Origin of the sequence: Terribacillus saccharophilus (assembly GCF_002272075.1) — a bacterium.
Lineage (GTDB): Bacteria > Bacillota > Bacilli > Bacillales > Amphibacillaceae > Terribacillus > Terribacillus saccharophilus_A.
The window spans coordinates 1-13398 of record NZ_NPBJ01000032.1 but is presented as its reverse complement, the minus strand read 5'-3'; the positions used below and the strand labels follow the sequence as shown (position 1 = coordinate 13398).

General features: G+C 45.8%; 11 protein-coding genes. All 11 read left to right on the top strand.

The annotated features are described in order from the left end of the window. Positions 1-32 precede the first annotated feature (32 nt). The 11 genes from CHH48_RS16040 to CHH48_RS15990 all read left to right on the top strand — a co-directional run bounded on the left by CHH48_RS16040 (position 33) and on the right by CHH48_RS15990 (position 13384). Complete coding sequence (locus CHH48_RS16040; RefSeq protein ID WP_095220387.1) at positions 33-1259, top strand: extracellular solute-binding protein; 1227 nt, start codon at positions 33-35, stop codon at positions 1257-1259. A gap of 57 nt (positions 1260-1316) precedes the next feature. Then, positions 1317-2573, top strand: a complete 1257-nt coding sequence (locus tag CHH48_RS16035) for a carbohydrate ABC transporter permease (protein WP_095220323.1) — start codon at positions 1317-1319, stop codon at positions 2571-2573. Then, complete coding sequence (locus CHH48_RS16030) at positions 2570-3418, top strand: sugar ABC transporter permease (protein WP_170937565.1); 849 nt, start codon at positions 2570-2572, stop codon at positions 3416-3418. Before CHH48_RS16035 ends, CHH48_RS16030 begins: the two co-directional genes overlap by 4 nt. A 21-nt stretch (positions 3419-3439) precedes the next feature. Further along, positions 3440-5494 carry a beta-galactosidase gene (locus CHH48_RS16025; protein WP_095220321.1) on the top strand — a complete coding sequence of 685 codons (2055 nt, stop codon included), beginning with the start codon at positions 3440-3442 and terminating at the stop codon, positions 5492-5494. Between the two features lie 100 nt (positions 5495-5594). Continuing rightward, positions 5595-6461: an SDR family oxidoreductase gene (locus tag CHH48_RS16020; RefSeq protein ID WP_093880730.1), complete on the top strand. Its 867-nt coding sequence runs from the start codon at positions 5595-5597 to the stop codon at positions 6459-6461. Positions 6462-6566: 105 nt separating this feature from the next. Continuing rightward, entirely contained in the window at positions 6567-6995 is a 429-nt protein-coding gene (locus CHH48_RS16015) for a hypothetical protein (RefSeq protein WP_095220320.1), read from the top strand. 350 nt (positions 6996-7345) lie between these two features. After that, positions 7346-8290 (top strand): 5-dehydro-4-deoxyglucarate dehydratase, encoded by a 945-nt coding sequence (gene kdgD / locus CHH48_RS16010; RefSeq protein WP_095220319.1) that lies wholly within the window; start codon positions 7346-7348, stop codon positions 8288-8290. Between the two features lie 3 nt (positions 8291-8293). After that, positions 8294-9760 (top strand): alpha-ketoglutaric semialdehyde dehydrogenase GucD, encoded by a 1467-nt coding sequence (gucD, locus tag CHH48_RS16005; RefSeq protein WP_095220318.1) that lies wholly within the window; start codon positions 8294-8296, stop codon positions 9758-9760. Between the two features lie 71 nt (positions 9761-9831). Continuing rightward, positions 9832-11187 (top strand): MFS transporter, encoded by a 1356-nt coding sequence (locus CHH48_RS16000; RefSeq protein WP_095220317.1) that lies wholly within the window; start codon positions 9832-9834, stop codon positions 11185-11187. 18 nt (positions 11188-11205) lie between these two features. Further along, positions 11206-12570 carry a glucarate dehydratase gene (gene gudD, locus CHH48_RS15995; protein WP_095220316.1) on the top strand — a complete coding sequence of 455 codons (1365 nt, stop codon included), beginning with the start codon at positions 11206-11208 and terminating at the stop codon, positions 12568-12570. Positions 12571-12673: 103 nt separating this feature from the next. Then, complete coding sequence (locus tag CHH48_RS15990) at positions 12674-13384, top strand: FadR/GntR family transcriptional regulator (RefSeq protein WP_245840406.1); 711 nt, start codon at positions 12674-12676, stop codon at positions 13382-13384. The last annotated feature ends 14 nt before the right edge of the window (positions 13385-13398 follow it).

The window sequence follows — 13398 nt, the reverse complement described above, 5'->3', positions numbered from 1 at the left end:
AAAAGCTAGTGCTTGGCTTGGTATCTGGATTGATGACGGGAGTATTGCTGGCTGGATGTGGACCGCAAGAGAGCGGGGCAGATGGAAGTGAGTCAGAGAAAAGCGACAAATTAGTTATTTGGGAAGATAAAGAGAAAGCCATCGGTATTGAAGACGCTGTTGCCGAGTTTGAGAAAGAGCATGATGTGACTGTAGAGATAATTGAGAAGAACTATGCGCAGCAATTAGAAGATTTACGCCTGGACGGCCCAGGAGGGTCAGGCCCGGATGTATTCACAATGCCAGGAGATCAAATGGGATCGGCTGTAACAGAGGGCTTGGTGAAAGAAATAGCTGTAGATGAAACACTCCAATCCACTTACACGGAGTCAGCCATGCAGTCACAGATCGTTGATGGCAAAGTGTATGGTCTTCCGAAAGCTGTTGAAACGACGATGCTCTACTATAATAAGGATCTTATAACCGAAGAAGAACTGCCGCAGGATTTGGAGGGGTGGTTCAATTATTCCAAGGAAGTTAGAAAAGGAGAGCAATACGGTTTTCTTGCACAATTTGATCAGACGTATTACGCCAATAGCGTACTGAGTGGTTATGGTGGATATGTCTTTGGTAAGAACAGTGATGGTACATTCAATCCGGAAGATATCGGACTGAATAATGATGGATCTGTAGAAGGAGCGAATGAAATTAAACGCTTCTATGATGAGGAGATTTTCCCAGCTGGTATGGTAGGTGAGCAAGGTATCAATGTAATTGAATCGCTGTTTACAGAAGGTAAAGCTGCCGCTATCATTTCAGGTCCATGGAACCTGGAACCATTTGAAACAGCCGGAGTCGACTATGGCATTGCTTCCTTGCCGAAGCTATCCAATGGGGAGAACATGCGCGCTTTCATTGGAGTTAAAAGCTATAACGTAAGTACTTTTTCAAAGAATGCCGAGTTGGCAGAAGAGCTAGTAAAGTATTTGAGTAATGAAGAAGTTTCGAAGGTTCGTTATGAAAAGACAAAAGAAGTTCCGGCAGTGAAGGCGCTGGCAGAGGATCAGGAAGTGATGGAAAGTGATGCTTCTAAGGCTATAGCGGAACAATCGCAGTTCTCTGACCTCACACCTGGTATACCGGAAATGAATGAAGTATGGAAACCTACGGATGCTGCCCTGCAGACAATTGCGACCGGAAAATCTGAGCCGCAGGAAGCACTTGATCAGGCGGTAAAATCTATTGAAGGTCAAATAGAGGCAAATCACGGCGGAAAATGATAGGGACGCGCCGGCATTGTGCCGGCGCGTATTTCCTATGTACGAGGAGGAATAGTCATGCAGCATCGTAAGTTAGCATTGTTGCTCTCGATCATACCAGGTTTCGGTCAGTTTTATCATCGGCAATGGCTGAAAGGATTATTGTTTCTGCTGATTACCGTTTCTTTCTTTGTTGCATTTAAAGATCTGTTGAATATGGGACTGTGGGGTATCGTCACGCTTGGAACTGAGATTCCGAGGGACAACTCGATTTTCCTACTGGCAGAAGGACTCATAGCGTTGATTGTTATCTTCCTAGGTTTGATTGTCTATTATTTGAATCTGCGGGATGCCTATAAAACAGGTGTTATGCGAGATAACAAACAGACACTGTATACACTTCGGCAGCAGTATCAGCACGTGCTGTTCAAGGGTTATCCGTATTTGATCAGCGGACCGGCATTCCTGCTGCTATTGTTCGCTGTCGTTTTCCCAATCCTTTTCAGCTTCGCGATCGCCTTTACGAATTATGATTTATATAATTCACCACCAGCTAAACTGGTCGAATGGGTCGGGTTCAGTACATTCAAGGAAATCTTCACTGTCGACATCTGGCGCTCAACTTTCTTCGATGTACTTGCATGGACGGTAGTTTGGACAATCGTAGCATCCACGCTGCAAGTGGCATTAGGAATCTTTCTCGCAGTGGTTGTCAATCAAAAAGAAATACGTTTCAAGAAACTGTTTCGTACGATCCTCGTCTTGCCATGGGCGGTTCCTGGTTTCGTCACTATCTTGATTTTCGCAGGCTTATTTAACGACAGCTTCGGAGCAGTCAACAACGATATCCTTGCCGCACTCGGCATCGATGCTATTCCTTGGCTGACAGACCCGAACTGGTCAAGATTCGCACTGATCATGATGCAGGGATGGCTCGGTTTTCCGTACATTTTTCTCGTGACAACAGGTGTGCTGCAATCGATACCTGAGGACCTGTATGAAGCGGCGACAATCGATGGGGCGTCTGCCTTTTCGAAGTTCCGCCACATTACCATGCCAATGATTCTATTATCAATCTCACCCATCATCATAACGCAATTTACATTCAACTTTAATAACTTCAATATTATCTATCTGTTTAATGCGGGAGGTCCGGCGGTTCCGGATTCCACTGCCGGCGGTACAGATATTTTAGTTTCATGGATTTATAAACTGACGATGCAGTCCAGCCAATATGCTTTGGCAGCTGCCCTGACTATCATGTTATCTGTTGTTGTCGTATCAATTGCGCTATGGCAGTTCCGAAAATCAAGTACATTCAAGGAAGGAGCATGAGCATGCGCAATCGATCACGGTTGATTCGCCTTACACTTTCCTATGGTGTGCTGATTGTTATGTCGATTATGATTCTATATCCGCTCGCGTGGACAATTGGCGCAAGTTTCAATCCTGGAAACAGCTTGATCAGTACATCCATCATTCCGAAAAATCCGACATTGGCACATTATAAGGAGCTATTTGAAGGCTCCGCTTCCCTGCCTTATGGACAGTGGTATGTGAATTCGGTAAAAATCAGCTTTTTCACGATGGTTGGTGCCATCATCAGTGTATCGTTTACTGGCTATGCCTTTTCACGCTTCCGTTTTAAAGGCAAGAAAAACACATTGACCGTCTTTCTGCTGCTGCAGATGATTCCGCAATTCTCTGCGCTAATTGCACTTTTCGTGCTGGCGCAGATGCTGGATATGGTCAACAGTCATTGGTTGCTGATTCTGTTGTACATCGGTGGCTTGATTCCGATGAACACTTACTTAATGAAGGGTTATATGGATTCGATTCCGATGGAGCTTGATGAAAGTGCGCGGATAGATGGGGCCAGCTTCACCCGGACATTTTGGCAGATTATCATGCCATTATCGAAGCCGATGCTCGCTGTTGTCGCTATGAATGGGTTCACGGTGCCATTAGGAGATTTTGTCTTATCCTCCGTCATACTGCGAAAGACAGAAGCTTATACGCTTCCGATCGGGCTATTTAACTTAGTAAATGAAGTAATGGGGGCAAGCTACACGACGTTTGCTGCTGGAGCTATTTTGATCAGTATTCCAATCGCCATCGTCTTCTTGCTGCTGCAGCGGAACTTTGTTTCCGGACTGACGACCGGCGGAACAAAAGGATAACCAGAAAAGGGAGAGAAGAAAATGAAACAATCGAAGCGCGAGTTAAAAGCACCTTTTTTGCTGCATGGAGGAGACTATAACCCAGATCAGTGGCTAAAGTATCCCGAAGTTCTGAAAGAAGACATCGAATTGATGCAATCGGCACATACAAATACCTTCTCGGTCGGCATTTTCGCTTGGAGTGCATTAGAACCGGAAGAGGGTGTGTACAATTTCGAGTGGCTGGATAAGATTTTTGATGATATACATTCATTTGGCGGAAAAGTGATTTTGGCTACTCCAAGTGGTGCGCGTCCTGCTTGGATGTCCCAAAAATATCCAGATGTACTGCGGGTGAATGCAGCAAGAGTAAAACAGCTGCATGGCGGCAGGCATAACCACTGCTTCACTTCCCCGACGTATTTGGAGAAAACAGAGAAGATAAACCGGAAGCTTGCACAGCGATATGGAAAGCATCCGGCTCTGCTGTTATGGCATATCTCTAATGAATATAGCGGCGACTGCCATTGCGAAAATTGCCAATCTGCTTTTCGTGAATGGTTGAAAGAGAAATACGATGGAAATCTAGAAGCCTTGAACGATGCTTGGTGGGGGCCGTTCTGGAGTCATACATTTACAGATTGGGAGCAGGTAGAATCCCCTTCGCCAAACGGGGAGGATGGTGTACATGGACTGCGCTTGGATTGGCGGAGGTTCTCGACAGATCAAACTGTCCGTTTTATGGAAAATGAGTTGGTTCCGATACGCGAGATAACACCGGATATTCCTGTTACGACGAACTTCATGGCTGACACACCTGATCTGATTCCATTCCGTGGACTGGATTACAACCGTTTTGCAGATAAAATTGACGTGATCAGCTGGGATGCGTATCCGACTTGGCATAATGACTGGGAAACAACAGCGGAGCTTGCGATGAAGGTAGGATTCATTGATGATTTATACAGAACGATGAAGGACCAGCCGTTTCTGCTGATGGAAAATACACCGAGTGCTGTCAACTGGCATCCGGTGAATAAAGCGAAGCGGCCAGGCATGCACATTCTTGCTTCGATGCAGATGCTAGCTCATGGCTCAGATAGTATCCTCTACTTCCAATGGCGTAAATCCCGAGGCTCAACAGAAAAATTTCATGGAGCAGTCGTCGATCATGACCGTTCACAGGATAATCGTGTATTCCAGGAAGTTGCGGAGCTGGGCAAGAGAATGGAAAAGCTTGCAGCCTTGCAGGGAACACATCGAGCGGCGGAAGTGGCATTCTTGTATGATTGGGAAAACGACTGGGCGTTAGAAGATGCGCAAGGATACGGATTGGATTCCAAGCAGTACATTAAGACGATGCATGCACATTACCGGCCATTTTGGAAACAAGATATTCCAGTGGACGTCATTATGAAAGATCACGATTTCTCCAAATATAAGCTTTTAGTTGTCCCGATGCTTTATATGATGGATAAGCAGACCGCCGAAAAACTCGAGACATTTGTGAAAAATGGTGGAAAGCTTGTTATGACGTACATCAGCGGTGTGGTAAATGAGCATGACCTTGTGCATAAAGGAGCTTGGCAGGATAAGCTTACAGCTATTTTCGGAATACGGCCATTGGAAACGGACACACTGTATCCGCGAGATCGCAATCAAGTACTTTATAGAAGTAAGCGTTATGAAGTAAAGGATTATGCGACAGTGCTTGAACTCACCGGCGCGAAGACTTTAGGTGATTATGAAGAAGATTTCTATAAGGGGACACCTGCTGTTACCGAACACGCCTATGGAGAGGGTGCTGCTTATTATATCGGTGCTAGATTAGAGGGTGCATTCCAGGACGACTTTTATGCGGAACTGCTGAAAACAGAGCAGATCAACTCGCCAGTCGGAATTACGAAGCAAGAAGGGGTATCCATTCAAGTGCGCTATAATGCAGACTCCTTGTTTGTCTTTGTCATGAATTTCAGTGAAGAGACAAGAGATATACAGCTGGATCAACTGTATGAAGATGTGCTGGATGGAGGGAATGTAGAAGGAGATATACAGCTGGATTCCTATGAGGTGAAAGTGCTTCGTGTCAGCAAGTGATAAAAGCAAAGCTCGGTAGTTTTACTTTCGGTTCTACGTTTCATAGCTATGAAGATGTGGAAAGGTATTGTATCAATTAAGATACAAAGGAGACTTTTCTATGGAACCGAAAGATATGATGAATGGCTCAACTAGTACACACCAGCAGGACCGTCAGCCGGGGATTGAAGCAAAGATGGATCCACTGCCGCATCAGCCGCTTGATTACAAAGGAGTCGGCAGATTGGAAGGGAAAGCCGCACTTATTACGGGCGGTGATTCCGGTATCGGCCGTGCTGTTGCCATCCTTTATGCGAAAGAAGGTGCGGATGTCGCGATTTCCTATCTCGATGAAACGGAAGATGCCGAAGAGACGAAACGTCTAGTAGAAGCAGAAGGCAAGCGCTGCTTACTGCTGCCAGGTGACATCAAGGATGAGGAGCATTGCATCAGCTTAGTTGAGAAGACGGTCGAGGAATTCGGTAAAATCAATATTCTTGTCAATAATGCAGCTATTCAGTATGTGCGAGAGGATGTTCTGGAAATCTCTTCTGAACAGTTTGAGGAAGTATTCCGTGTAAACTTCTTCTCCCAGTTCTATCTGACGAAAGCAGCTGTGCGTCATATGAAAGCAGGAGATTCTATCATCAGTACGTCTTCTATCAATGCTTACCGCGGGAACCCTATGTTCATGGACTATTCTGCGACAAAAGGTGCTATCACAGCTTGGACGCGCAGTATCGCCCAAAGTCTTATCAAGAAAGGGATCCGTGCTAACTCTGTTGCACCAGGTCCGGTCTGGACGCCGCTTATCCCGGCTACTATCGGAGAAGATAAGATTGAGCAGTTCGGACAGGATAGCTTGATGGGACGCCCGGGTCAGCCTTCCGAGCATGCTTGGCCATATGTGATGCTTGCATCTGATGAAGCTTCCTATATGACTGGTCAAGCGATCCATATCAATGGAGGATCTTATACATCTTCCTGATATCTAAAAACCCTGTCCGTAGGACGGGGTTTTTTGTTTGTCTTTCTAATGGAAAGGGAAAAGATTCCTACTACTAAATAAGCAGCGATAGGAAGGAGGGTGGCCATGTATATCAAATTCCACGATGAGGATCACGAGATTAAATATCAAAATTTGCGTGCAGGTATCCAAAATGCGGAGGTGCTGCAGAATAAAGGCTGCCTTGCTGTTCTATATTTGATGGCGGGTGACAGCAGACTGTACAAGCTATTTAAACCTTATTTCAAGTTTGAAAGCTGTCAGTTTGATTACCGACAGATGCTTTCTGAATATGAGTTAACAGGGGATTTACAGAAACTTGCTGCGCTTGGTGCCCATCTTTTTGATGGTCAGGTGGAAGTTACACCGATGATGCTGGATGGATTGCAGGAGGATCGAACCTGGTTCCTGGCATGGAATGCAGTCATGATGCGAAAGTTCGGTACAGTAACAGGTTACGAAGTACCTTCCAATAAGTTCTATGGCGGATTCATTCAAGAAGATTTCAGTGTTTAGAAAAGAGCCTTAGAGCTCTTTTTTTTTGCAAAAAAATATCCAATGAACGAATTCATTGGATGCATGTTAAACATTTTGTAAAAGGTTAAGATATGGGGGGTTAATTGTTGTATAACCGATTGGAAGTGAAATGAAACCAAAAATCTGAAGAAATACGGGTAGGGATTAGGTCCCTTTTTTTGTGCTGTATTTTATAGTTTGTCTGCTGATGATTTGTTTAGAGAGTGTTTTTGACTTTAGTATAATTTTCTTCTGCATTTTTCACGTCCTAAAAAGGCATTTGCACTTTTGTTCATTTGTAATACAATTAAACAAACGGATATGATAACGCTTACTTTAGGAGGTACGCTATGGGACATTCAACAGGAATAGCCAAAGGTATTCTAGGGTTTCCGGTGGCACCATTTACCGAAGCTGGAAAACTTGATGAGCACGCATTGTTTGAGAATATTCGCTTTCTTGTAGAAGAAGGTCTGGATGCCATTTATATCGCTTGTGGTTCAGGAGAATTTCAATCACTGGATAAAAAAGAGTATAAAGTGATGCTGGATACAGCGATTGCAGCAGTAGCTGGCAAGGTTCCAATTTATACAGGAGTCGGTGGTAATCTCCGTACTGCTATTGAACTTGCTGCGATATCAGAGGAAAAAGGTGTAGATGGTTATTTGCTGCTTCCTCCTTATTTGATTCAAGGAGAGCAGGAAGGACTTTATCAGTATGCGAAAGAAATATTCGAGAGTGCGCCAGATTTGGATGCGATTATCTACCAGAGAGATAATGCTGTCTACTCTGTCGAGACAGTCAGACGGCTGGCAGCTTTTCCTCAATTAAAGGGGTTTAAGGATGGAATCGGGAATATGGATTTGAATATTTGTCTAACACAGGAATTCAAAGGAAGACTGGACTTCCTGAATGGTATGCCGATGGCGGAGGTTACAATGCCTGCTTATGTACCGCTCGGGATAACGACCTATTCATCTGCGATTTCAAATTATATCCCGCATATATCCCGGATGTATTATGACGCTCTTTTAGCAGGAGACCAGAATACGCTGGATGCACTATATGCAGATGTCATTCTGCCAATCAACAGCATACGAAAGCAGCGAAAAGGCTATGCCGTTTCCTTAATAAAAGCGGGGATGGAAATCATTGGTTTGCAGACAAGAGGGTATGTTCGTCCTCCAGTTGTACCAGTAACCAAAGAGCACTATAACGAAATGGAACAGATCATTACGAAAGCGCTGGACAAATATCCGCGCAAGGAGAAAATAGCAGAGATAAAGGAGAGCTAATACATGGCGACAAATGTAACAACGACTGTATACCGTAACTTTATCAATGGCGAATGGCAGGAATCAGAATCAGCAGAGCAGATCACGGTCATCAATCCAGCAGATACCAGCCTTCCTGTCGGTCAGATCCAGAGTTCCACAACCGCAGATTTGGAAGCCGCTGTGGAAGCAGCGGATGCAGCACGGAAGGAATGGCGGAGTTTATCCGGGGCTGCCAGGGGAGAGTTCCTCTATCGAGCTGCAGCTGTCATGGAGGAACGGACCGAAGAGATTGCCGCAACTGCAACAAAAGAGATGGGGAAAACATTACCGGAAGCTCGCGGCGAAACGCAGCGCGGCATTGCCATCCTAAAGTATTATGCAGCAGAAGGAATGCGAAAGACCGGTGATGTTATTCCATCAACTGATCCTGGAGCTTTCATGTATACGTCACGCGTTCCTTTAGGAGTCGTCGGTGTCATTGCTCCATGGAACTTCCCTGTTGCGATTCCTATCTGGAAAATAGCTCCTGCACTTGTTTACGGAAACACAATCGTATGTAAGCCGGCTTCTGAAACCGCTATTACGGCAATCAAGATTATCGAGTGCTTTGAAGCAGCAGGATTTCCAAAAGGAGTCATCAATCTGGTCACTGGTGCGGGTTCTGTCATCGGGAAAGGATTGGCCGAGCATCCAAAGGTAAATGGTATCACGTTCACCGGCTCCAATAATGTTGGAAAAGGAATTGGCTTAGCGGCATTGGAGAGAGGCGCCAAGTATCAGCTGGAGATGGGCGGAAAGAATCCAGTCATTATAGCTGCTGATGCAGATATTGAACAAGCAGTGGATGCAACAATCAGCGGTGCATTCCGGTCCACAGGCCAGAAATGTACGGCAACAAGCAGGGTCATCGTAGAAGCGCCAATATACGATGCATTCAGAGATAGGCTGATTGAAAAGACGAAAGAGATTACGATTGGCAACAGCCTCGAGAAGGATGTGTGGCTTGGGCCTATTGCAAGCAAAGCTCAACTGGAAAACTGCCTTCATTATATCCAGAAGGGTATGGAAGAAGGAGCTAAGCTTATCCTGGGCGGCGAACAGCTGACAGATGGAGACTATGCTAAGGGCTTTTACGTTCAGCCGACAATCTTTGAGGATGTAACGAACGATATGGTGATTGCTCAGGAGGAGATTTTCGGTCCCGTTATTGCTTTGATCAAAGTGGATTCAGAGGAACAAGCAATAGATGTGGCGAATGATGTAAAATTCGGGTTGAGTGCATCCATTTTCACGAAGAACATAGGACGATTCCTGCAATTCGTAGAAGATATGGAGGCAGGGCTTGTCCGTGTTAATGCAGAAAGTGCCGGGGTAGAGCTGCAGGCTCCGTTCGGCGGGATGAAGCAGTCAAGCTCACATTCAAGAGAGCAGGGAGAAGCTGCGAAAGAGTTCTTCACGAGCATCAAGACTGTATTTGTCAAAGGATAGAGGGCCGCTTTCAGCCCTTTTTCCTTTCTGATTATTGATAACGCTTACAAAAGAGCGGAGGAATGAAGCATATGGATAAAGTCAGAGAAAACCTGCAGAATCCACAGATGAAAAAAACAAAGGTCCGTTGGTTTATCGTCATGATGTTGTTCCTAGTCACATCCGTCAACTATGCTGACCGGGCTACGATCAGTATAGCAGGTGATGCGCTGCAATCAGATCTTGGTTTAAATGCTGTCAGCATGGGCTATGTGTTTTCCGCTTTTGGGTGGGCCTATGTGATCGCGCAAATACCTGGTGGGATATTGCTCGATAAGTTCGGCTCCAAGCTCGTGATCGGTATGAGTATCTTGATCTGGTCGATATTTACTTTGCTGCAAGGAACAATTGGATTTTTTGCTGCGGGAACGGCTATAGTCGTCTTGTTCGCGCTCCGTTTCCTTGTTGGTTTCGCAGAAGCACCGTCGTTCCCAGGAAATAGTCGTGTAGTCGCAGCTTGGTTCCCGAGTAATGAACGTGGAACAGCGTCCGCAATCTTCAACTCAGCTCAGTATTTCGCACTTGTCATTTTCTCGCCGCTCATGGGTTGGCTCACATACAGCTACGGCTGGGAATCTGTCTTTTACGTAATGGGAGCTATTGGAATCGTACTGGCACTCGTTTGGCTGAAAGTCATCCGAAATCCACGTGAGCATCCGAGAGTGAACAAAGCGGAAATCGATTACATCGAAGCTGGCGGCGGAATCGTCGATATGGATCAGAAGAAGGAAGACGCCGGGGCGAAGGAGAAACAATCCCAATGGCCGTTCATCAAACAGCTGTTGAAAAAGCGGATGCTGATCGGTATTTATATCGCGCAGTATTGTATTACGACACTGACCTACTTTTTCCTGACTTGGTTCCCTGTCTATTTGGTTCAAGGGCGCGGTATGTCTATTTTAGAGGCTGGATTCATTGCTTCCCTTCCAGCTATATGCGGTTTCCTAGGGGGAATCCTTGGCGGGATGTTCTCAGACTTCCTGCTCCGGAAAAATCTTTCCTTGACGATTGCGCGTAAGACGCCGATCATCATCGGAATGCTGCTTTCCTGCAGTATGATCATCTGTAACTACGTGGATGCGGAATGGCTTGTGGTTGTCATTATGTCTCTCGCTTTCTTCGGAAAAGGCTTTGGAGCATTAGGCTGGGCAGTCGTTTCGGATACATCACCAAAGCAAACAGCAGGTGTCAGTGGGGGCCTTTTCAATACATTCGGAAACATTGCTTCCATCACAACGCCAATCATCATTGGTTACATCGTCAATGCGACAGGATCCTTTAATGGTGCACTTATATTCGTCGGAGCAAATGCACTTGTTGCCATCTTAAGCTATCTGTTCATCGTTGGAAAAATCGAGCGTGTGGAATTGGAAGCACCAACAAAATAATCGGAAGGGGATAGAAACATGAACCAAGTATCAGAGACTATAAAAGCAGAGAAATCAAATCACGTGCCAGCTGTTACGGAAATGCAAGTGATTCCAGTTGCTGGCCGGGACAGTATGCTGCTTAATTTGAGCGGGGCGCATGGTCCTTATTTCACACGTAATATCGTTATTCTCAAAGATAATACTGGTGCTGTTGGTGTTGGAGAGGTACCTGGAGGGGAGAAGATCAGGCAGACGCTTGAGCAGGCAAAAGCCTTTGTAATCGGAGAGTCAATCGCCTCTTATCAAGCAATCCTCAATCAAGTAAGAAAGCAATTTGCTCATCAAGATGCAGGCGGCCGGGGAGAACAGACCTTCGATTTGCGTACGACTATCCATGCTGTGACAGCGCTGGAGGCTGCACTGCTCGACCTGCTCGGTAAGTTCCTCCAGGTTCCTGCAGCTGCACTTCTAGGTGAAGGACAGCAGCGAAGTGAAGTGGATGTGCTTGGGTATTTGTTCTATGTCGGTGATCGCAGGCAGACAGACCTTGCGTATAAGAGTGAGCAGGATGCGACATCGGATTGGTTCCGTTTGCGGAATGAAGAAGCATTAACACCAGAAGCCATTGTACGTCTGGCAGAGGCAACATACGAAAAGTATGGTTTCCGAGATTTCAAACTAAAGGGCGGCGTTTTGGCTGGTGAAGAGGAAATACAGGCCATTGAGGCATTAGCTAAGCGGTTCCCGGATGCCCGAATCACTCTTGATCCGAATGGAGCGTGGTCATTGGATGAAGCAATCTCTCTCTGCAAAGGAAAGCATGATATCCTCGCGTATGCAGAAGATCCTTGCGGGGCAGAAAATGGGTATTCCTCACGCGAAATGATGGCGGAATTCCGGAGAGCTACCGGGCTGCCCACAGCCACGAATATGATTGCTACTGACTGGCGACAGATGGGGCATGCCATCCAGTCACAGGCGGTAGATATTCCGCTTGCCGATCCGCATTTTTGGACGATGCAGGGCTCTGTCCGCGTGGCACAGATGTGCCATGAATGGGGACTTACTTGGGGCTCGCATTCCAATAATCATTTTGACATATCTTTGGCTATGTTCACACATGTCGCAGCAGCTTCGCCAGGGAATATCACTGCTATCGATACACATTGGATCTGGCAGGATGGACAGCGATTGACGAAGGAGCCGTATGAGATTATCGGAGGAAAGTTGGCGGTGCCGGATAAACCGGGTCTGGGTATCGAAATTGACATGGAACGGATAGAAGAAGCTCATAAGTTGTATAAATCCATGGGACTTGGCGCCCGCGATGATGCTGCTGCTATGCAATATTTGATTCGTGATTGGAAGTTCAATAACAAGAAGCCATGTCTTGTTCGATGATAGATGTGGAGCCGTTCTTCCTTGAGCGGCTCTTTTTATGCGTTTGTAATTTTGTGCCATTCCCAGTATCATAGATTTATCACATATAAAGGTGTTGGACATGATGGAGAGAGACCCATTGCAAATGAACGTGGAGCACGTGAACAGAAAAACATTATCCAAGCAAGTGGTGGAACGGATTTTGCATCTGCTATCGAGCGGCCAGCTGAAGCCAGGGGATAAGCTGCCGACCGAAGCGGAATTCATCACAATCCTTGGGGTTAGCCGTACTGTTTTGCGCGAAGCCTTGAGTGCATTGGAGACCCTCGGCATCATTACACGCAAAACACGGGAGGGCACATACTTCAATTTGAAGGTTGGCTCCGCACCTTTTTCCGATATGCTTAATTTGGCAAGCGATAATATCCAAGCGATTATCGAGGCAAGGATCGTTTTGGAGCTCGGGCTTATCACTATCGCAACGGAGAAGATTACCGACGAACAGCTGGAAGAACTTTATGAAACGATTCTGGAAATCGAGGAATCTAAGGATAACAACTACGGTCAGGCAGATAAACGATTTCACCGGATCATTGCCTTGAGTGCGAATAACTTGATTCTCGATGGTATGATTCACTCGCTTCTTTTATATCATGCGAAAATCAATAACCATATCATTGTTAGAGAAAAGGAAAAGACAGTAGCACACCATAAACGTATATATGAAGCTTTGAAGGAAAGAGATGCATACAAAGCACACACAGCAATGTATGATCACCTGCGCTTTGTACAGAAGAAGATCCTTGAAGGGCAGCAGGAGAAAAAAGGGGAATAAAAAAGAAGCAGTGG